Here is a 19,350-nt window from a genome sequence, read left to right on the forward strand (position 1 = left end):
TTCAGGACAAATCGAGCTAAAACGCATTTTTTACAACCAGTTCAGATTCTTTTAGACATTTCACAAAGCCTTCTTAGACCGTAAATCGATGCAAGTTTCGTGGTGTTTTGAGCGGTCTGTGAAAGAGAGATATCACCATCTGTAGCGCCAACAAGCGGCGCATTTCACCGTTAGTTTTCCAGAAGCGTCAGACACGCGTCAGCACGTCGGGCACGCGTCAGACGGACATTCTCGCGGGGACGCGACCGACAGCGATCGCAGTGGGTACCAGAAAGGGCCGACTAGAGAGACAGCAGTCAGTGGCCTTGACAACCCTTAAGAGTGCATCGCGGTTACGGCGGGCTAATGAAAGTCGTCGTCTCCATTGGCGGAAGCGTACTGGCCCCGGACCTCGACGCGGAACGGGTCGCCGACTACGCCGGCGCCATCCAATCGCTCGATGCACAGGGACACACGCTCGGGACCGTCGTCGGCGGCGGACCGACCGCACGCGATTACATCGGCACCGCCCGCGACCTCGGCGCAAACGAAATCGAGCTCGACCAGCTCGGTATCGCCGTCACGCGGCTGAACGGCCGGCTACTGATCGCCGCCCTGGACGACCGCGCCGCGCCGACACCCGCCGAGAGCTACGACGAGGGCCGGGAAGCCATCCGTCGCGGGGACATCCCTGTCCTCGGGGGCATCGTCGCCGCACAGACCACCGACGCCGTGGCGGCCGCCTTCGCGGAGTACGTGGGCGCGGACCTGCTCGTGTACGCGACGTCTGTCCCGGGCGTCTACGACGCCGACCCGAACGAAGACGACGACGCGACGCGGTTCGACGAACTCGGCGCGAGCGAACTCGTCGACGTGATTGCCGACATCGAGATGGACGCTGGCAGCAGCGCACCCGTCGACCTGCTGGCCGCGAAAATCATCCAGCGGTCCGGCATCCGGACGATAGTGCTCGACGGTACCGACCCCGAACACGTCGTGCGCGCGGTCGAAGATGGTGAGTTCGACGGGTCCGAGATTCTCCCGGAGGCATAGATGGCGGAAGACCCCTACGAGGTTGGCCGCGGCGGCGGCCGGGCGTTCTGGGCCGACTCCGTCGCCGACGCTATCGAAGCGCGCGACCCCGACGACCCAATCGTCATCAAGGGCGGCGTCTCCCCGTCGGGTGTTCCTCACATCGGCCACTTCAACGAGATCATGCGGGGCTACTACGTCGCCGAGGCCCTGCGGAACCGCGGCCACGAGGTCCGGCAGGTGTTCACCGCCGACGACAAAGACCGGCTTCGGGCGGTGCCCCGCCAGCTCGCCGACCTCAACTGGAACGTCGTCGGCCTCGGCGAGGTCGACGCCGGCGCGCTCGGGCGGAACCTCGGGAAACCGTACACCGATATCCCGGACCCATTCGGCTGCTGTGACTCCTACGGCGCCCACTTCACGACGCTCCTGCGAAAAAGCGCCGAGCTGGTCGGGGTGGGCGTGGAGTTCGTCTCGAACACCGAGCTGTACGCCGACGGCGAGTTCGAACCCGTGACCCGCCGCGTACTCGAACGCGCCGACCGGGCCCGCGACGTGCTCGCCGAATACCAGAACAAGGTCGGCGACGACTACGTCCCGTTCCTGCCCCAGTGCGAGGAGTGCGGCAAGCTCACCGAGGGCGTCACCGATGTCGACCTCGACGCCGGCGAAGTCGAATACGTCTGTGAGGACGTCGAAGCCGGCGACCAGACCATCGAGGGCTGTGGTCACGAGGGAACGGCGACGCTCCGGGACGGGAAGCTCCCGTGGCGGTTCGAGTGGCCCGCCCAGTGGGAGATTCTGGGCGTCGACTTCGAGCCGTTCGGCAAGGACCACGCCGAGGGCTCCTGGCCCTCCGGCGAAGACGTCGCCGAGAACGTGCTGGACATCCAGCCGCCGGTCCCGATGGTGTACGAGTGGTTTACGCTCGACGGCGAGCCGCTCTCCTCGTCCTCGGGCAACGTCATCACCGTCGACGAGGTGCTGGATATCCTCGAACCCGAGGTGTTCAAATACTTCTTCGTGAAGGACCCGCGGAAGCAGCGGGACTTCTCCGTCGAGAACGTCGACCAGCTCGTCGACGAGTTCGACCGGTTCGAGCGGCGGTACTTCGGAGAGGCCGAGGCCAGTGAGGACGACGCCGAACTTGCGGAGCAAGCCTATCCGATGGTCGTGGACGAACCGCGTGAACAGCGGGTTCGAATCCCCTACACGTTCGCCGCCGTCCTCGGGATGACCGACGACCCGGAACAGCGGGAGCAGATCGCCCGGAAAGAGGGCCACATCCCGGACGATGCGCCGGAGTGGGCCGTCGAACAAGCGCTCGCCCGCGTCGAGCGCGCCCAAGAGTGGGCCAGCCGCACTGACAACGAGTTCAACTACGAACTCAAGCGCGCCGAGATGCCCGACGTGTCATTCGACGACGAGACGGCGGCCGCGCTGGACGAGCTGGCCGATTTCATTGACGAAGGCCACGACGGAGAAGCGATTCAGTCGGAGATATACGAGACGGCGAAGCGAAACGACATCGATATCGGCGAGTTCTTCTCGGCCGGCTACCAGCTCCTGTTCGACGACACCGAAGGCCCACAGCTCGGGACGTTCATCGCGAAACTGGACCAGGAGTTCGTTGTGGAACGGTTCCGCCGGAACGAGTAGTCCCGGGGTAGGCGGGTCCTACCCACCCGTAACAGGCTATTGAAACGGCGACTTCAGGGCGACTGTTCCTGCGTGTCGACCCGTTCGAACATCGGTCCGAGACGCTCGTCGTAGCAGTCCTGACAGACGTACGCGTCGATGACGCCCGTCTCGCTGTGCGTGTGAATCATCGCGTGGACGGTAGCATCGAAGGGGACCGTCTCACCACAGATACCGCAGGTTTCTGGCATTGTCCGGCACCGTCTTGCGATATGTTCCCACGATACATAGAACGGGTGGTTCGTCCATCCGCTCAGGTCGAACGGGGCGTCACTAGCACGGGGACATCGACAGTTCGGAGCAGTTGCGACGTGACGCTACCGAGCAGTTGGCGCTTCAGGTTCGAGCGTCCGTGTGACGCCATCACGACGAGGTCGATGTCCCGATCGGAGACGTACTCGCAGATGCCAGCGGCGACGCCATCGAGCGAGTCCGACCGTTCCACGGCGGTTTCTACCGACACGTCCGAAGCCGCCGTTTCGAGGTCGTCGGCGGTTGCTGCGACGGCGTCATGCCCGTCCGCTTCCAGTCGTTCGATGAACGCCTCGTTCAGTCCGCCAGCGTTGAACGCTCCGCCGGCGGCCTGGATATCGACGACGTTGAGGACGTGTACTGTCGCGTCGTACCGGTCTGCTACCGCCGCGCCGTGTCGCGTCGCCGTGTTTGCGTTCTCGCTCCCGTCAGTTGTGACGAGGACTCGTGAGTAGTCGAATTCGCGCCTTTCCGCCTGTTTCTCCCCCGAAACGACGAGCACGGGCACCGCAGTTCGATGCAGGAGCTGTTCGGTGACGCCACCGAGGAGTCGCTTCCCGAGACCGGTCAGTCCCTGTCGACCGAGGACGATGAGTCCTGCGTCGGTTTCGCGGGCGTACTCGTCGATCTGCACGCTCGGTTTCCCCTCCAGAAGCTCCGTCGTGACGGGCTGGCCGATATCGGCGGCGAGCGACTCGATGTCAGCGAGGACGGACTCGCCGTGTTCGTGGAGGCGTCCGCTCTCGCGATCCGTTCGCGTGAGCCTGCGTGCTCGCTGGTCGACGACGTGAACCGCCTCGGCAGTCGCGTCGAAGTCCTTGGCCAGTGCGAGGCCGCGCCGTGCGGCTGCCGTGGATTCGTCGCTCCCGTCGACGGGAATGAGAACGTGGTCGTACATTGTGTGGTCGTTTGCAGCGCGGTCACTTCACCGTTGGCTGCTGGCGGTGTGTCCCAAACCAAACCCTCTTGCTTGGCTAAACCTAGTTTCGGGTAAATGGTGAGTACGCTGACGTGGGTCCTTGCGGGCCTTGTCGCTTACACCCTCCTCGCGATGGCGTTGCGGACCCGCGGCGTTGTCCCCGAGTATATTCGTTTTAGCGGCCCGATTACGACGATTCACACGCAGAAGGGCAAAGCTGTCCTCGACTGGCTTGCACGGCCAAAGCGGTTCTGGCGGGCCTGGGGGAACCTCGGCGTCGGGTTCGGACTCGTGGTGATGGTCGGCTCCTTCCTCCTCGTTGCGCTCGGGGCCTACCAGGCGCTCGTCAACCCACAGCCCTCCGCACTGAACGAGCCGCGGAACGCGCTGGCGATTCCCGGCGTCAACGACTTCCTCCCGCTGTCGGTCGCACCCGAGATCGTGCTCGGGTTGTTGCTCGGCCTCGTCGTCCACGAGGGCGGCCACGGGCTCTTCTGTCGCGTCGAGGACATCGACATCGAGTCGATGGGGCTGGCCTTGCTGGCGATCATCCCCATCGGCGCGTTCGTCGAACCCGACGAAGACGAACTCCTGCGGTCCGACCGCGGTGCGCAGGCCCGGATGTACACGGCCGGCGTGACCAACAACTTCGCGCTCGCGATCATCACGCTTCTGTTGCTGTTCGGGCCAGTCGCCGGCGCTGTCGCTGTCGTCGACGGCGTGCCGGTCGGAAGTCCGATCAACGGAACCCCCGCCGCTGATGCGGGTATCGAGTCAGGCGACGTTATTACGGCCGTCGACGGCCAGTCGGTCGAGAGCCAGCAGGAACTCGAATCGGTGCTCGCCGAAAACGACGCACAGACTGTCGAAGTGGCCCGTAAGGATTCCGAAACAGTCACCGTCGAGCGGTCCGTCGTCGTCTCGGCGGCCCTCCAGAGCGCGCCGCTTGGAACCGGTGAGACGATTGTCTCGGTCAACGGGACTGCCGTGGCTACCAGCAGTGAGTTCGAACAGGCGGCTCGAAACAATCCCGTTGCAACAGTCGAAACCGAGTCCGGGGAGACGGTCACGACCCCGCTCGGCGCATACGTCCTGGTCGCCGAGGACGGCCCGCTCGCCGGGGAAGGGGCACCGAGCGGCGAAGGCATGATAATCACCGAGGTCAACGGGGAGCGAACACACAGCGGGGCAGCGCTAATGCAGGCCCTCGAGGGCGGCGAACCCGGTGACCGGGTGTCGGTCACCGGCTACGTCGACGGTGCACGCGAGACCTACGAGGTGACGATGGCCGAGAGTGAGCAGGTCGACAACGGTATCATCGGCGTCAGCATCCAGCAGGGTATCAGCGGCATCCAGGTCAGTGACTTCGGCATCGACGCCTATCCCGCCGCCGCGTTCCTGGAATTCCTCGGCGGATCGCCTGACACCCCCACGTCAGTCTCCGAGTTCTCGTTCGCCCAGCGGATTTTCAGCACGCTCTTGCTCCCCTTTATCGGCGTCGCCGGCGGCTTCGGCTACAACTTCGCCGGCTTCACCGGCATCGCGACGAACTTCTACACCGTCCAGGGACCGCTCGGAGCGCTCGGAACGACGCCGGTGTTCCTGCTCGCGAACGTCCTGTTCTGGACTGGCTGGATCAATCTCGTCATCGGCCAGTTCAACCTCATCCCGACGTTCCCGCTCGACGGCGGCCACATCCTGCGGGCATCGACCGAGTCGTTCGTCTCGCGGCTCCCCGTCTCGGACGGGCGGCGGGTGACGACGGCCGTCTCCATCGCGATCACGGTGTCGATGATCGGCGGCCTCCTGTTGATGGTGTTCGGCCCGCGGCTCCTGACCTGAGACAGACAGGAATCGGTCTAACGTGGCTGGGGTTTCGTTACCCATTTACTCCCCGCCGCGAAAGCCCGGCGTATGTTCCTGCAGCTCCGTGCGGAGGTCGAGGACGCCCTCGCCGACGCACTCACAGCCCTCGACCTGCCGGCCGAGGACCTCGGTATCGAGGAACCACCGGAGGACGTCGACGCCGTGCTGGCGTCGAGCGTCGCCTTCCGGCTGGCCGGCGAGGTCGGTACTGCGCCACCGAACGTCGCCGGCGACATCGCCGAGGCGATTGACACGGACGACCTCACCTACGTCAGTGCTGTGACGACACAAGGGCCGTACGTCAATTTCCTCCCGAGCGAGGCGTACTTCGCCGAGACCCTGCAGTCAGTCACGGAGAGCGAGTTCGGGCGGCTTCCCGACCGCGACACCAGCGTCGTCGTCGAGCACACCTCCGCGAATCCGACTGGCCCGGTCCACGTCGGGCGAGCACGAAACCCTATCATCGGTGACGCCGTCGCTCGGGTGCTCGATTACGCCGGCTACGACGTCGACCGCCACTACTACGTCAACGACGCGGGCCGCCAAATTGCCGTGTTCACCTGGGCCTACGAGACGTTCGACGAGTCCGACCTGCCCGAGCCCGAGCGAGAGTCCCCGGAGTACGAGATGGTTCGGTACTACCGCAAGGGCAATACTGTCCTCGAAGAGGGCGACCCCGACGAAGTCGAGGCAGCGGAGGCCGAGGTCCAGTCGATTTTGCAGGGCCTCGAAGACGGCGACGAAGAGACGTACGAACGCGTCGCCGAGGTCGTCGACACTGTGCTGGGCGGAATGCAGAACACGCTCGGTCGCCTCCCTGCGGAGTTTGACGAGTTCGTCAAAGAGACGCGGTTCATGCGCAACGGCGACACGGACGACCTGGTCGACCGGCTGAAGGACCTCGACTGCGCCGTCTACGAGGAGGACGCCTGGCAGCTCGACCTGCCCGACTTCGAAAAGAACCTCGTGTTCCTGCGTTCCGACGGCACATCGTTGTACACCACCCGCGACCTGGCCCACCACGAGTGGAAGTTCGATACCTACGACCGCGCCGTCACGGTGCTGGGTGAGGACCACAAGCTCCAGGCCGACCAGCTCTCGGCGGCCCTGGAACTGCTGGACAACGACACCGACCAGCTCCGACAGGTGTTTTACTCCTGGGTGAACCTTCCCGAAGGCGGGATGAGCACGCGGGAGGGGACCGGCATCGACCTCGACGACCTGCTCGATGAAGCTATTGACCGCGCGCGCGAAGAGGTTGAGTCCCGACTGGACGACCGGACCCGCGGCGACCTCGACGCGGACGATATCGACCGTATCGCTCGTCAGGTCGGCATCGGCGCGGTGCGCTACGACATCGTCTCGAAACAGCCGACGAAGGGCATCACCTTCGAGTGGGACCGCGCGCTGGACTTCGAGGCCCAGTCCGCGCCGTACGTCCAGTACGTCCACGCGCGCTGCTGTGGCATCCTCGGCGACGTGGAGGCTGACATCCCAGCCGAACCCGACCTCGATCCACTGTCGGAACCGGAAGAGAGGGACCTGCTCCGCGAACTGGCCCGGTTCCCCGCCGTCATCGAGGCGGCCGCGGACGACCTGACGCCGCACACCGTCGCCACCTACACCCGCGACCTCGCCGAAACGTTCAACGCCTTCTACCGGGAGTGTCCGGTTCTCGACGCCGACGGCGAGACCCGCGCCGCACGGCTGGCCCTCGTCGACGGGACCCGGACCACGATTGCGAACGCCCTCGACGCGCTGGGCGTCGAAGCGCCGACCTCGATGTAGGAGCGGTCTGCGTCGGGAATCCGATGTGACAGGCGCGATTGCCGCGAAAAGTCCGTCGAGCCGGCCTAATTCTGCAGGAACGCGTCGACTTCCGCCGCGATTAGTGCAGGTGCCTCGGCGGGGCCGCTGTGGCTGACCCCGTCGAACTCGACGAATCGGCTGTGCGGGAGTGCGTCGTGAACGGCCCGGGCACTCTGCCGGAGGAAATCCGGCCCGTCGGTGCCGGACAGAACGAGCGTTGGAGCGTCGACATCGAAGTGGTCGGGGAGCCGGTACTGCTCGACGGACCGGTTCATCCGAACGACCTCCTCGGCGAGGGCCACGCAGTCGGGCCAGACAGGCCACTCCGCAAGCCAGGCGTCGAGGTCCTCGATACCGTCTGGGTGAAGGACCTGTTCGATGTAGCGTTTCACCGCTTCCTCTCGCTTTCCATCCTGTACGAGCGATGCCATTCGGTCAGCGAGGTCAGCGTCGGCCCGGTACTCGGCGGGAAGTACCGCCGGTTCGTACGCGATAACTGCCTCGACCGACGTACCCGCCGCGGCCTCGATAGCGGTGAGTGCGCCGTACGAGTGGCCGAACAGGATTGGGTCGCCGTCGACAGCGTCGGCAAGCGCCCGGACATATCGGACCTCACGATCCAGCACCTCGTCGGCGTTTGTTTCCGCCGGGGAGTCGAGACAGGTCCCGAACCCCGGACGCTGCGGGACGACAGCGCCGTATTCCTCGAACCGTGCGATGACTGGGTTCCAGTACTCCGTGGGAGCCATCCCGCCGTGCAGGAGGAGAAGTGGCTGGCCATCGCCGTAGCGCTCGAACTCGACTTCGGTCTCGTCGGCGGATTGTGTCGGCTGCATACAACATACGGTCGAACGCAGTCGGGCTAAGCCGTTCTCTCAGTGATTGGGCCGTTTAAGTAGGGTGTCAAGAGCAGGACCGACAGCCACGCCGATGCTCTGTTTCGACAGGCGCTTCAGCACTGGCAGCGAGCGATGCCGTATGGGGCTTATCGCAGAATTTCAGATCGATTGCGACTCATTGCCGCTCGTGTCGGTCGCGGCTGCGGTACCCGAAGCGACGATCACCCTCTCACTGCAGTACAACCACGGTCGTCGCCCGCTGTTTATTGGGACCGTGACGGGTGGCTCCGAGCAGGCCATCGAGCGGGCGTTCACTGATGCCCACGATATCGAGGAGTGGACACGCATCGGGACGGCCGGCGACACCCGTCGGTATCAGGCAGTGCCGGCACTGAGCTTCGAGGAGCAACTCGGTGGCCAAATCGACGACTTGGACGGACTCGAAGCACTCGCCACGGCAGACGCCATCATCGAACGGATAACCGTGACCGCAGACGGGTGGGAGCAACTGGGATGGTTCGCCGACCGAGCGGCGTTCACCGAGTTCGCCTCGTTCTGGCAGCGAAACGCGGACTTCGGACTTGAGCGGCTGACCCGGGATGCGGAGCCGAAGTCGCCCGGCAACGGGCTCACTGACCGACAACTGGAAGCGCTACGGACGGCGTACGAGATGGGGTATTTCGAGATTCCGCGGCGCACGTCGCTGGACGCCGTGGCCCAGGAACTGGACATCTCTGCGTCGTCGCTCTCGGAGCGACTGCGCCGGGCACAGACTCAACTCATTCAGGAAACGGTCGCGACGCTGTGGCCGCCGCTTCCGGAATGAGTCAGAGACAGCGAGATGCGGTCGGAGCGGCAGGCTGAAACCGGACCGGCTGGCGGGTACAGAGCCGTCAGTTGAAGAGGCCGAACACACCGCCGGAGTCCTCGTCGTCGTCGACATCGGAGTGATCCTCGGTGTCGTCGAGGAACCACTCGTCGTCGAGTATCGTCTCGATATCCGTTTCGGGGCTCTCGCCGCGGAAGAACACACCCTCCAGCGCCTCGGTCAGCCGCTGATAGGCGTCGGCAGCCGTGCTCTCGGGGGCGTTGAGCACGAGCGGTTCCTCTGTCGTCGCCTGCGGGTCGTCCGGAATGACCGCAAGCAGCGGGAACTCCATCTGCTCGGCGATGGCCGCGACGTCAGTGTGGCGGGTCGCGCGGTTGATGATCGAACCGAGAACGGTCCCGTCGATTCGGTTCGCTAGCTGGGCCGTTTTGACCGTATCGCCCACCGCAACGTCGTCGGGGGTCGTGACGAGGACGATTCCGTCGGCCAGCCCAAGCGGCACGGCGACTTCGTGGCTCAGTCCAGCCCCGGTATCGATCAACACCACATCGTAGGCATTTCGGAGCGTCTTGATGACTTTCCTGAGCTTTGCGGGATCAGCGTCCGCGAACGCCTCCAGCGACTGTTCACCCGGAATCACCGTGAGTCCACCCGGCGCATCAGTCAAAGCCTCACTCACGGCAGCCTCACCGGCCAGAATCTCGTGGAGGCTCTTTTCGGGCTCTACAGAGAGCATCGAGCCGAGGTTCGCCATCCCCAGATCCGCGTCGACGACGGCGACATCGTAGCCCATCTCCTGAAGCACAGCCCCGAGATTTACCGCGGTCGTCGTCTTTCCGACGCCGCCCTTGCCGCCCGCAATCGTACACACATACCCCGCCATAGTCTGATTGCTTGGGTACAATGCAGGCAGTCATATAAATGCGACTGTCATTTGTTGGATCGTGACGGGCCAGGCGACGTTCAGAATAGGTGGTTTCACGGCCAGTCAGGTATCTCGGTTGTCACGTCTGTCGTATCGGCCTCACGGCTTTGCCGCTTCGCTCCCTCCCTCCACGGCTCCCGATGGTCGCCGTTCCGGTGCGAGGGCCGCTCACTTCGTTCGCGCCCTTCGCTGCTCACGGGTCGTCCCTCCCCGCTCGCCCGTCCTGCGATTCTCGCTTCGCTCGAATCGCACTGGCTTCCTCCGCGGCTCTCTTCGGTCGCCGCTCCGGTACGAGGGCCGCTCACTTCGTTCGCGCCCCTCGCTGTCAACAGGTTCTTACGCCACCTCGGCCAACATAGAGTAATGAGCGAGCAGCAGGAACAGGAACAATCTGACAAGCAGAAATACGAGTTCCGGAAGGTCATAGAGGAACTCAAAGGGTACCAGGGCTCGGGAACCCAACTCGTCTCTATCTACGTGCCCGAGGACAAGCTGATCAGCGATGTCGTCGCTCACGTCACCCAGGAGCACTCCGAAGCCTCGAACATCAAATCGAAGGACACCCGGACGGCGGTGCAGGACGCACTCACTTCAATCAAGGACCGCCTCCGGTACTACGACGTGCGACCTCCTGACAACGGGCTAGTCGTGTTCTCGGGTGCATTCGACACCGGCGGCGGTCGGACCGACATGGTAACGAAGGTACTCGAATCCCCGCCGGACCCCATCGAGTCGTTCCGTTATCACTGTGACTCGGAGTTCCTCACCGAGCCCCTGGAGCACATGCTGGCCGACAAAGGGCTGTTCGGCCTCATCGTGCTCGACCGGCGCGAGGCCAACGTTGGCTGGCTGAAGGGCAAACGGGTCGAACCCGTCAAATCCGCCTCCTCGCTGGTCCCGGGCAAACAGCGAAAAGGTGGTCAGTCCGCCCAGCGTTTCGCCCGCCTCCGTCTCGAAGCCATCGACAACTTCTATCAGGAAGTCGCCGGCATGGCCAACGATCTGTTCGTCGCCGACCGCCACGAACTGGACGGCATCCTCGTCGGCGGCCCCTCACCGACGAAAGACGAGTTCCTCGACGGCGACTACCTCCACCACGAACTCCAGGACATGGTACTGGGGAAGTTCGACGTGGCCTACACCGACGAGTCGGGGCTGTACGACCTCGTGGACGCGGCCGATGACGTGCTGGCCGAACACGAGATGCTCCGTGACAAAGAGCTCATGGAGGACTTCTTCAAGCAGCTCCACAACGGGGACAAAGCCACCTACGGGTTCGACCAGACGCGCCAGAACCTCAACATGGGCGCGGTCGAACAGCTGCTCATCTCCGAGGACCTCCGGAAGGACGTGGTCGCCTACACCTGCGAGAACGGCCACGACGAATACGAACTCATCAACAGCAACGCGAGCACCGACGACCACGACTGTTCCCGCTGTGGCGCCACCGTCGACGCCGAGGACGGCGAGCGCGAAGACGCCATCGACCACCTGATGGAACTGGCCGACCAGCGCGGCACCGAGACGGTGTTCATCTCGACGGACTTCGAGAAGGGCGAACAGTTGCTGACTGCTTTCGGCGGCGTCGCCGGCCTGCTGCGCTATTCGACGGGCGTCTAACGACCGTCGTTCGCACTTTCAGTTCTGTTATAACAACTGTTCCAGTTGCCGACGACGACGGCCGAGGTCGACGTGGGCCGCCTCCCCGTAGCTGGCGTCGAGGCGGTCCAGTACCAGTAGCGGGTCGACGCCCTCGCGCTCGATTCGTTCCAGCAACGCAGTGATCTCCGCCCGGTGCATCGCCAGCGAATCGAGTAGCCCGACGAGCAACACCAGCGGGACCGCTGCGTCGTCGTTATCGGGGATGGAACTATCGAGACCAGTAAAGTCCGGGACAGCAGTGGGTGGCTCCGTCTCTGGTTGGAGAGCTAAACAGGACTGACAGACGCTGGCACCCGGTGCGTCTCCGGGGAGATATTGCTGGAGATCAGACGGGACTGGGAACGAAACGAGGTCGCCACCGCAGTCGGGACAGGACATACTCAAGCACGAACCTGAAAGCGCAAAAACGATACCGGTCAGGACGGACTCCCCGATCAGTCGTCAGCAGTGACCGCTTCGGGCTCTTCTTGTGCTTCCTCTTCGGCCGCGAGCGCGTCCTCTTCCTCTTCTTTCTTGGCTTTGATCTTCTTCATGCGGAAGATCTCTTCGCGCTCCTGCTCTTCGAGTTTCTGCTCGATGTACTCCTGGTTGTCGTAGAGATCGGGCAGGAGTTTGAATTCGAGGGCGTTGACACGCCGTTTCGTCGTCTCGATCTCTTCGAGCATCTTCTTCATCGCCGTCTCGACTTCGGCGGCGAGGATGATGTTCTCGAGCAGTTCCTCGTAGGCCTCGGCGGCCTCGTCGATGCGGGCCGAGGTCCCCATGACGCCGTAGCCGCGTTCGTCCAGTGACTTCCGGACCTTGCTGGACTCGATCTGCGGGACGACGACGCCCATGATGTTTTTCGACTGGGTCGTCAGTTCCGGGTGTTCTTTCAGTGCTGCGGCGGCCCCGCGGACGGCCACGTCGCCTTCCATCGCCCGGGCCATGTTGATCGCGCGCTGGGCCCGTTCGTAGGAACCGTCGAGGTCTTCACGGACGTCCTGAGCCTGGTCCAGAATGTCCATGAACTCCATGATGAGGCCGTCACGCTTCTTCTCCAGCGTGTCGTGCCCACGCTCGGACAGCTCGATGCGGTCCTCGATCTGCATCAGATTCTTGCGCGTGGGTTTGACGTCCTTAGCCATTACGGGTCTTTTTTCGACGTAGGCAGTTAACGGTTTCCAGTTATTTCGGTTCGAGCGCCGCCGCTTCCGGATCGACACCCAAAAAACGAAGTCGGCGAACGGCAGTCGTTAGTCGTCTGCAGGCGTTGCGCCGGTGCTGGTCGACTCCGCAGCACCGTCAAGCACGCCGTGGCTACGGAGCAGGATGATACCGAAGCCGACCTTGGCGACGAGGTCGATGACCATGAAGCCGGCCGTCTCGATCCCGATACCGACGAGGCCGAGTCCTTCACTGCCGACGAGCCACCAGACCGGGTAGACCAGCCACACGACCGTCACGAGGTTGCGCAGCGTCTTGAACGTGCTCCGCGTGTCGCTGGGCAGGTCTGCGACCCGGCCGGACAGCGAGGCGAACAGGAAGTACAGCAGGACCAGCAGGAAGGCGGTGCTGATACCCCACCAGACCAGCCGTTCCGCGCCGGCCGACAGCACGCCGCTCCCTGCGCTTAGCGTCGCGACCACACCGGTACCGATCATCAGCACGTCGAGGCTGACGAGCGAGGCGATGGTGTTGCGGTCTGCCCCTGCAAGCAGTCCGAGGTCATACAGCAGTAACGGCGTCGTGAACAGCCAGTCGGTGTATCGCGCCCAGTAGATGGGGTGTTCCGACCCGCCGAACTCGATGAACGTCAGGCCGAACCCGAGTGCCATCGCGAGGTAATTCACGAACGCGATTGCCGTGATCAGTATTGTCGCGATGTAGAACTTCTGGCGTCGGCTGTCGGTTTCACCCCAGCCACGCGCGATGAAGTATAGCATGCCGAGGAACATGCCCGCTGTACCTAACCACAGCCATATCGCTTCACTCCCTGGTTCTGGCATAGTGCACGCTAGTATAGGAGGTCAACGCTAAACAGTCGCGTACCCAAAATATGTGGTAAAAATTGCGAACGGCCGTGAGATATAGGGCCGTTGTCAGGCTTCGGCTTCGACAGTTTCGGCGGCCTCGTCTTCGCGGTAGTGCTCCTCGATGAGGTCCTCGTCGATGCGGTTCAGCGCATCCTTCGGGAGCATCGAGAGCAGGTCCCAGCCGAGTTCGAGCGTCTCGTCGATACTGCGGGCCGTGTCGGTCCCCTGGTCGACGAACTCCTCCTCGAAGCGGTCGGCGAAGTCCAGGTACTTGTTGTCCAGTTCCGACAGCGCCTCGCGACCGACGATGTTCACGAGGTCGCGCAGGTCCTCACCTTCCGCGTATGCGGCGAAGATCTGGTCTTTCACGTCGGCGTGGTCGGCGCGAGTCAACCCCTCGCCGATACCGTCGTCCATCAGCCGCGACAGGCTGGGCAGGACGTTGATCGGCGGCTGGATGCCCTGGCTGTTGAGGTCGCGGTCGATGTAGATCTGGCCTTCGGTAATGTACCCGGTCAGGTCCGGAATCGGGTGCGTATCGTCGTCGCCCGGCATCGTCAGGATCGGGAGCTGAGTCACGGACCCCTCGCGACCCTCGATCCGACCGGCACGCTCGTAGAGCTGTGCCAGGTCAGTGTACATGTATCCGGGGTAGCCACGCCGGCCCGGGACCTCCTCACGCGCGGCACCGATCTCGCGCAGTGCCTCGCAGTAGTTGGTCATGTCCGTCAGGATGACCAGGACGTGGTAGTCCTTCTCGAAGGCAAGGTACTCGGCGGTGGTCAGCGCCAGCCGCGGCGTAATCGTCCGCTCGACGGCCGGGTCGTCCGCGAGGTTCATGAAGACGACGGAGCGTTCCAGCGCGCCGGTGCGCTCGAAGTCGTCCATGAACTCGTTTGCCTCTTCGGCCGTGATACCCATCGCGCCGAAGATGACAGCGAACTCGGAGCCTTCGTCGTCGCCGCCTTCCTCCTCTTCCGGCACTGTGGCCTGTCGCGCGATCTGCAGCGCCAGGTCGTTGTGTGGCAGGCCGGAGGCGGAGAAGATCGGCAGTTTCTGGCCACGGACGAGCGTGTTCATGCCGTCGATGGCCGAGACACCGGTCTGGATGAACTCCTCGGGGTACTCCCGGGAGTAGGGGTTGATCGCCTCGCCGACGATATCGAGGCGCTCGTCGGGCACGATTTCCGGGCCGCCGTCGATCGGCTGGCCGGTCCCGTCCATGACCCGCCCGAGGAGGTCCTCGGTGACGGGCATCTTCATCGTCTCGCCGAGGAAGCGAACCGAGGCATCGCGGTCGATACCTTCGGTGCCCTCGAACACCTGAATAGCGACGTAGTCGCTGGCGGATTCGAGCACCTGGCCACGGCGGGTTTCGCCGTCGCTGAGCTCGATTTCGACGATGTCGTCGTAGCCGACCGGCTCGTCGGTCTCGACGAACACCAGCGGTCCGCTGATCTCCGTGATTGTCTGATACTCTTTCATTGTTAGTACAGCTCCCGCAGTTGAGACTCGATGTCGTCTTCGAGGTCGTCGATGTACTCGTTCCAGTCCTCTTGGACGCCGATACGGTTGAGCCGCGGCGCGGCGTCGATGTCGGTAATCTCCTCGACGGGGACACCAGCATCCAGCGCCTCGAAGGCCGCATCGTTGTACGTCTTGGCAGCGTCCATGATGCGGTAGGTCTTCTCGGGCTCACAGAACGTGTCCACGTCGTGGAAGGCGTTCTGCTGGAGCCACGCCTCGCGCAGGTAGCGGGCGATCTCAAGCGTCAGCTGCTGGTCCTCGGGCAGCGCGTCCTTCCCGACGAGCTGGACAATCTCCTGCAGTTCCGCTTCCTCGTCCAGCGTGTCGATGGCCCACTGGCGCGTCTCCGGCCAGTCGGCCCGGACGTTATCCTCGAACCACGGGTCGAGCTGGTCGCGATACAGCGAGTACGACTCGTTCCAGTTGATAGAGGGGAAGTGCCGGCGTTCGGCCAGGTCAGCGTCGAGCGCCCAGAACGTCTTGACGATACGCAGCGTGTTCTGGGTGACCGGCTCGGAGAAGTCCCCGCCAGGCGGCGAGACGGCCCCGATGACTGAGACAGAGCCCTCGGTCCCGTTGATGTTCTCGAAGTACCCGGCACGTTCGTAGAACTCGCTCAGGCGAGCGGAAAGGTACGCGGGGTACCCCTCCTCGCCCGGCATCTCCTCGAGTCGGGACGAAATCTCACGCATGGCCTCGGCCCACCGTGAGGTGGAGTCGGCCATCAGCGCCACGTCGTACCCCATGTCGCGGAAGTACTCCGCGATGGTAATCCCCGTGTACACGCAGGATTCGCGTGCCGCGACGGGCATATTCGACGTGTTGGCGATGAGGCAGGTCCGGTCCATCAGCGCGTTGCCGGTGGTCGGGTCCTCGAGTTCCGGGAAGTCCTCAATAACCTCAGTCATCTCGTTGCCACGCTCACCACAGCCGACGTAGACGACGATGTCCGCGTCGGCCCACTTGGCGAGCTGGTGCTGGGTGACCGTCTTCCCGGACCCGAACGGACCGGGAATGGCGGCCGTTCCGCCCTTCGCAATCGGGAACAGGCCGTCGAGTACGCGCTGGCCCGAGATGAGCGGTTCCGTCGGGGTCTCCTTGTCGACGGTCGGGCGCTGCTGGCGCACCGGCCACTCCTGGTGCATCTGGATCTCCTCGCCGCTGTCCAGTTCGACGACCGTCTCTTCGACGTTGAAGTTGCCCGATTCGATGGCGACGACCTCGCCACCCTCGGAGTCGGGCGGGACCATCACCTTGTGGTCGATACTCGGCGTCTCGGGGACGGTGCCGACGATGTCGCCGGCCTCGACCTCGTCGCCTTCCTCGACTTCAGGGGTGAACTCCCAGGTCTTTTCCAGGTCGATACCCGGCGCGTCGACACCGCGGTCGAGGAACGCCGACCCCATCTTCTCTTCGAGCACGTCGAGCGGGCGCTGGACACCATCGTAGATGGCGTCGAGCATGCCCGGCCCGAGGTCCACGGAGAGGGGCGAGCCCGTCCCTTCGACGGGTTCGCCGGGGGAGACACCGGAGGTCTCCTCGTACACCTGAATCGTGGTGATGTTTCCTTCGATCTCGATGACCTCGCCCATCAGCCCTTCCGAGCCGACGTAAACGACGTCGTTCATCCGGGCGTCGAGGTCCCGAGCCGTTACGACCGGTCCCGAGACGCTTTCGATAATGCCGTCCTCGCGGACGTCTGTGTCTGTTGCTTGACTCATGGTTAGTCCTCGTCCATCAGGTCGATACCGATGGCTCGCTTGATCTGTTCACGCAGTCCGCCGCTCCCAGTGCCGCCGCCGAGCGTGACCATCACCGGCTCGACACTCGTCTCCGCGTCCTGCCTGACACCGCGTGAGAGATGCGACAGGTCGTCGTCGTGCATCACGACGATACCGACGTCGTCGTCGTCGAGCATCTCCTCGACGGCGTCGTCGAGCTGCTCGTCTTTCTCGTCAGCAGGCACGTCCGCGAACTTGCGGACGCCAGCCAGCCGAAAGCCCGTCGTGAACTCCGGGCTTCCGATGACAGCTATCTCCTGGCTCATAGTATCACCAGCTCCTGTTCGATCTCGTCGGGGCCGAGGCCGGCCTCGCGACCGCGGGCGATGGCCCGGATGTTGTCGACCTCGCGCTCCTTTTTGAGGATGTACGACAACACCGGACAGACCGACAGCGGATAGCGGTTCGAGAGCCGGTCGGCGTATTCGAGCAGCGCCGCGTCCAGCGCCCGCTCGAAGTCGATGAGGTTGTCGGCCTCCTCAAGCGCCGACAGCGCCTGATCGAGGTCGTCGCCGTACTTGCTCTCGCGAACGGCACTGACCAGTTGGTCGAGATTCGTCGACAGCTGTGCGACCTCCTGTGCGTCGAACAGCTGGCCGCCCTCGATGAAGTACTCCGAGGGGTCGAGGTCCGCGCCACTGCGGGCCAGCCGGAGCGCGTTCCGGAGGTTGCGGAAGTCGACTTCCGTCTCCAGGAACTCGACGTACAGCCCGGTCGGGCTGTCGATCTCCGGATTATCCGGCAAGCCGGACAGCAGTGTTTCGTAGAAGGCGCGGTCGAGCGCGTTCTCCAGGGGCACGAGGACGCCGCTTTCCTCGTACACGTCGAACGCCTCGGCCATCGTGTCACCGAAGATAGTGTCGTCGAGCTGCTCGACGACCTCCTCGATAGAACCGGCGTTCAGCAGGTCCTCGATACGCCGGTCGGTGAACTCGCCGGCCCGGATGAGGTCGTCCTCGACCTCGGTCCGCTCCGCGTCCGAGTAGAGCCCGCGAATGACGGTCTTGACGTTCCACACGTCGAATTTCCGCAGGTAACGGGCAATGTAGTCGTACAGCGCGCCCTCAGACCAGCGAAGCAGGTCGTCGAAGTGTTTCGCGAGGTTGCGGTTCAGCGCGTACTCGACGAGGTCGACGCCGTCGTACCGGGAGCCGAGCGCGTTCATTTCGGTCTCGTACTCCGTTTCCTCCATGAAGCGGGCGATTTCGCCCGTCCCCATGCGGACCAGTTTCCGGTAGTCGTCATCGTCGAACAGGGACGCGCTGCGGGCACGAACCCGTGCGATGACGTACTCGTAGTTGCTTCCCTGGCCGCTCGTTCCCGTTCGCGAACTCATTGGTCTTCGAACAGGCGGTCGCTGATTGCTTTCAGGTTGTCCTCCCAGACGTCCTCAAGGATGGAATCGAACGTGTTGTTCACACGGACTCGCGACTCACCGCTCTCGACGACGACGCCGCCGAGGCAGTCCCGCTCACCGGCGTACGTCGCGCCGTCGTAGTCATCGAGTACATCCTCGAGAAGCGACTGGTCCGACGCACGGCCGTACACCGACAGCTCGTCGCTGTCGTCGAATTCATCGACGGCGGCGTCAAGCAGTGCGCGTGTCAGTTCCTCTCGTCGGTCCCCTTCGAGGGCCGCAAGCGCGTCCTCTACGTCGCCGTGAACGTCTTCGAGGATGTCACGCCGGGCGTTGAGTCGAGCCTGTTTGGCCTCGAGCTTCGCGGAGGAGAGTCGCTGCTCTCGCTCCTGCTCGATGGTCCGCTCGACCTCGGCCTCGCGTTCCTCGTGGATCTGCTCGGCGTCGGCCTCGGCGTCGGCGATAATCTCCTCGGCACGTTCGTCGGCCGCGTCGCTAATCTCCTGAGCACGCGCGCGGGCCTCGTCGCGGATATCCTCTACGACTGTTTGAAGGCTCATTATTGGAAAAGGGAGAGAGTGGTTAACCGAGGATGAAGACGACGACCAGCGCGAGAATGACGAGCGTTTCCGGCAGGACTGTCAGGATGAGCCCACGGCCGAACATGCTCTCGTCTTCTGCGATTGCGCCGACGGCGGCGGCCCCGATCCCACGTTCCGCGTATCCCGAACCGAGCGCAGCCAGCCCGACAGCGAGGGCTGCAGCAGCTTCTCCCGGGATAGCCGGAGCAGCGGCGCCACCTTCTTGCAGTACAGCGTTGACAACGAGTGCGATAGTTTCTATCATGTTGTTGAGATCCT

General features: G+C 63.8%; 19 protein-coding genes. 6 read left to right on the forward strand and 13 right to left on the reverse strand.

The genetic code is table 11. The annotated features are described in order from the left end of the window. Nucleotides 1-345 precede the first annotated feature (345 nt). Nucleotides 346-1,032 carry a UMP kinase gene (gene pyrH, locus Har1131_RS00215; protein ID WP_014039421.1) on the forward strand — a complete coding sequence of 229 codons (687 nt, stop codon included), beginning with the start codon at nt 346-348 and terminating at the stop codon, nt 1,030-1,032. Next, nucleotides 1,033-2,670: a lysine--tRNA ligase gene (lysS, locus tag Har1131_RS00220; protein ID WP_151144557.1), complete on the forward strand. Its 1,638-nt coding sequence runs from the start codon at nt 1,033-1,035 to the stop codon at nt 2,668-2,670. It begins immediately after the preceding gene. 53 nt (nt 2,671-2,723) lie between these two features. Here the strand turns inward: lysS and Har1131_RS21520 are convergent, their stop codons facing one another. Continuing rightward, nucleotides 2,724-2,900, reverse strand: coding sequence for a hypothetical protein (locus tag Har1131_RS21520; protein WP_008311078.1), 177 nt, complete (start codon nt 2,898-2,900; stop codon nt 2,724-2,726). Nucleotides 2,901-2,962: 62 nt separating this feature from the next. Then, complete coding sequence (locus tag Har1131_RS00225) at nt 2,963-3,859, reverse strand: universal stress protein (RefSeq protein ID WP_050037497.1); 897 nt, start codon at nt 3,857-3,859, stop codon at nt 2,963-2,965. A 96-nt stretch (nt 3,860-3,955) separates the two neighbouring features. Here Har1131_RS00225 and Har1131_RS00230 point away from each other — a divergent pair, with 96 nt between their 5' ends. Together Har1131_RS00230 and argS are read left to right on the forward strand one after the other, a co-directional pair. Next, nucleotides 3,956-5,722, forward strand: a complete 1,767-nt coding sequence (locus Har1131_RS00230) for a site-2 protease family protein (RefSeq protein ID WP_064287371.1) — start codon at nt 3,956-3,958, stop codon at nt 5,720-5,722. Between the two features lie 72 nt (nt 5,723-5,794). After that, nucleotides 5,795-7,534, forward strand: coding sequence for an arginine--tRNA ligase (argS, locus tag Har1131_RS00235; RefSeq protein ID WP_151144560.1), 1,740 nt, complete (start codon nt 5,795-5,797; stop codon nt 7,532-7,534). 65 nt (nt 7,535-7,599) lie between these two features. On the opposite strand, the gene Har1131_RS00240 is transcribed toward argS, so the two are convergent. After that, entirely contained in the window at nt 7,600-8,391 is a 792-nt protein-coding gene (locus Har1131_RS00240; protein WP_151144563.1) for an alpha/beta fold hydrolase, read from the reverse strand. A gap of 142 nt (nt 8,392-8,533) precedes the next feature. Here Har1131_RS00240 and Har1131_RS00245 point away from each other — a divergent pair, with 142 nt between their 5' ends. Further along, entirely contained in the window at nt 8,534-9,220 is a 687-nt protein-coding gene (locus Har1131_RS00245; protein WP_050007566.1) for a helix-turn-helix domain-containing protein, read from the forward strand. A 67-nt stretch (nt 9,221-9,287) separates the two neighbouring features. Here the strand turns inward: Har1131_RS00245 and Har1131_RS00250 are convergent, their stop codons facing one another. After that, the gene (locus tag Har1131_RS00250; RefSeq protein WP_008311088.1) at nt 9,288-10,106 is read right to left on the reverse strand and encodes a cell division ATPase MinD; all 819 of its coding nucleotides are present in this window, start codon (nt 10,104-10,106) and stop codon (nt 9,288-9,290) included. Between the two features lie 405 nt (nt 10,107-10,511). On the opposite strand from Har1131_RS00250, the gene prf1 reads away from it, so the two are divergent. Further along, a complete protein-coding gene (gene prf1, locus Har1131_RS00255; protein ID WP_151102862.1) occupies nt 10,512-11,768 on the forward strand; it encodes a peptide chain release factor aRF-1 in 1,257 nt (418 codons plus the stop codon). A 27-nt stretch (nt 11,769-11,795) separates the two neighbouring features. Here the strand turns inward: prf1 and Har1131_RS00260 are convergent, their stop codons facing one another. The 9 genes from Har1131_RS00260 to Har1131_RS00300 all read right to left on the reverse strand — a co-directional run bounded on the left by Har1131_RS00260 (nt 11,796) and on the right by Har1131_RS00300 (nt 19,336). Then, nucleotides 11,796-12,188, reverse strand: a complete 393-nt coding sequence (locus Har1131_RS00260; RefSeq protein ID WP_129755964.1) for a DUF6276 family protein — start codon at nt 12,186-12,188, stop codon at nt 11,796-11,798. A gap of 56 nt (nt 12,189-12,244) precedes the next feature. Beyond that, on the reverse strand, nt 12,245-12,937 hold the full coding sequence (locus tag Har1131_RS00265) for a V-type ATP synthase subunit D (protein WP_004593983.1): 693 nt from the start codon (nt 12,935-12,937) through the stop codon (nt 12,245-12,247). 108 nt (nt 12,938-13,045) lie between these two features. Continuing rightward, complete coding sequence (locus tag Har1131_RS00270) at nt 13,046-13,798, reverse strand: bacteriorhodopsin (RefSeq protein WP_023843114.1); 753 nt, start codon at nt 13,796-13,798, stop codon at nt 13,046-13,048. Between the two features lie 93 nt (nt 13,799-13,891). Further along, nucleotides 13,892-15,310 (reverse strand): ATP synthase subunit B, encoded by a 1,419-nt coding sequence (locus Har1131_RS00275; protein WP_151144566.1) that lies wholly within the window; start codon nt 15,308-15,310, stop codon nt 13,892-13,894. 2 nt (nt 15,311-15,312) lie between these two features. Continuing rightward, on the reverse strand, nt 15,313-17,073 hold the full coding sequence (locus tag Har1131_RS00280; protein WP_151144569.1) for an ATP synthase subunit A: 1,761 nt from the start codon (nt 17,071-17,073) through the stop codon (nt 15,313-15,315). Between the two features lie 2 nt (nt 17,074-17,075). Next, the gene (locus tag Har1131_RS00285; RefSeq protein ID WP_014039408.1) at nt 17,076-17,399 is read right to left on the reverse strand and encodes a V-type ATP synthase subunit F; all 324 of its coding nucleotides are present in this window, start codon (nt 17,397-17,399) and stop codon (nt 17,076-17,078) included. Beyond that, the gene (locus tag Har1131_RS00290; RefSeq protein ID WP_014039407.1) at nt 17,396-18,469 is read right to left on the reverse strand and encodes a V-type ATP synthase subunit C; all 1,074 of its coding nucleotides are present in this window, start codon (nt 18,467-18,469) and stop codon (nt 17,396-17,398) included. Before Har1131_RS00290 ends, Har1131_RS00285 begins: the two co-directional genes overlap by 4 nt. After that, the gene (locus Har1131_RS00295; RefSeq protein ID WP_008311110.1) at nt 18,466-19,050 is read right to left on the reverse strand and encodes a V-type ATP synthase subunit E; all 585 of its coding nucleotides are present in this window, start codon (nt 19,048-19,050) and stop codon (nt 18,466-18,468) included. Before Har1131_RS00295 ends, Har1131_RS00290 begins: the two co-directional genes overlap by 4 nt. Nucleotides 19,051-19,072: 22 nt before the next feature. Beyond that, nucleotides 19,073-19,336: a F0F1 ATP synthase subunit C gene (locus tag Har1131_RS00300; RefSeq protein WP_008311113.1), complete on the reverse strand. Its 264-nt coding sequence runs from the start codon at nt 19,334-19,336 to the stop codon at nt 19,073-19,075. Nucleotides 19,337-19,350 lie beyond the last annotated feature (14 nt).

Origin of the sequence: Haloarcula sp. CBA1131 (genome assembly GCF_008728975.1) — an archaeon.
Lineage (GTDB): Archaea > Halobacteriota > Halobacteria > Halobacteriales > Haloarculaceae > Haloarcula > Haloarcula hispanica.

Coding starts and splice junctions, on each gene's coding strand:
- pyrH (WP_014039421.1), top strand. CDS start 346: ATGAAAGTCGTCGTCTCCATTGGCGGAAGCGTACTGGCCCCGGACCTC.
- lysS (WP_151144557.1), top strand. CDS start 1,033: ATGGCGGAAGACCCCTACGAGGTTGGCCGCGGCGGCGGCCGGGCGTTC.
- Har1131_RS21520 (WP_008311078.1), bottom strand. CDS start 2,900: ATGCCAGAAACCTGCGGTATCTGTGGTGAGACGGTCCCCTTCGATGCT.
- Har1131_RS00225 (WP_050037497.1), bottom strand. CDS start 3,859: ATGTACGACCACGTTCTCATTCCCGTCGACGGGAGCGACGAATCCACG.
- Har1131_RS00230 (WP_064287371.1), top strand. CDS start 3,956: ATGGTGAGTACGCTGACGTGGGTCCTTGCGGGCCTTGTCGCTTACACC.
- argS (WP_151144560.1), top strand. CDS start 5,795: ATGTTCCTGCAGCTCCGTGCGGAGGTCGAGGACGCCCTCGCCGACGCA.
- Har1131_RS00240 (WP_151144563.1), bottom strand. CDS start 8,391: ATGCAGCCGACACAATCCGCCGACGAGACCGAAGTCGAGTTCGAGCGC.
- Har1131_RS00245 (WP_050007566.1), top strand. CDS start 8,534: ATGGGGCTTATCGCAGAATTTCAGATCGATTGCGACTCATTGCCGCTC.
- Har1131_RS00250 (WP_008311088.1), bottom strand. CDS start 10,106: ATGGCGGGGTATGTGTGTACGATTGCGGGCGGCAAGGGCGGCGTCGGA.
- prf1 (WP_151102862.1), top strand. CDS start 10,512: ATGAGCGAGCAGCAGGAACAGGAACAATCTGACAAGCAGAAATACGAG.
- Har1131_RS00260 (WP_129755964.1), bottom strand. CDS start 12,188: ATGTCCTGTCCCGACTGCGGTGGCGACCTCGTTTCGTTCCCAGTCCCG.
- Har1131_RS00265 (WP_004593983.1), bottom strand. CDS start 12,937: ATGGCTAAGGACGTCAAACCCACGCGCAAGAATCTGATGCAGATCGAG.
- Har1131_RS00270 (WP_023843114.1), bottom strand. CDS start 13,798: ATGCCAGAACCAGGGAGTGAAGCGATATGGCTGTGGTTAGGTACAGCG.
- Har1131_RS00275 (WP_151144566.1), bottom strand. CDS start 15,310: ATGAAAGAGTATCAGACAATCACGGAGATCAGCGGACCGCTGGTGTTC.
- Har1131_RS00280 (WP_151144569.1), bottom strand. CDS start 17,073: ATGAGTCAAGCAACAGACACAGACGTCCGCGAGGACGGCATTATCGAA.
- Har1131_RS00285 (WP_014039408.1), bottom strand. CDS start 17,399: ATGAGCCAGGAGATAGCTGTCATCGGAAGCCCGGAGTTCACGACGGGC.
- Har1131_RS00290 (WP_014039407.1), bottom strand. CDS start 18,469: ATGAGTTCGCGAACGGGAACGAGCGGCCAGGGAAGCAACTACGAGTAC.
- Har1131_RS00295 (WP_008311110.1), bottom strand. CDS start 19,050: ATGAGCCTTCAAACAGTCGTAGAGGATATCCGCGACGAGGCCCGCGCG.
- Har1131_RS00300 (WP_008311113.1), bottom strand. CDS start 19,336: ATGATAGAAACTATCGCACTCGTTGTCAACGCTGTACTGCAAGAAGGT.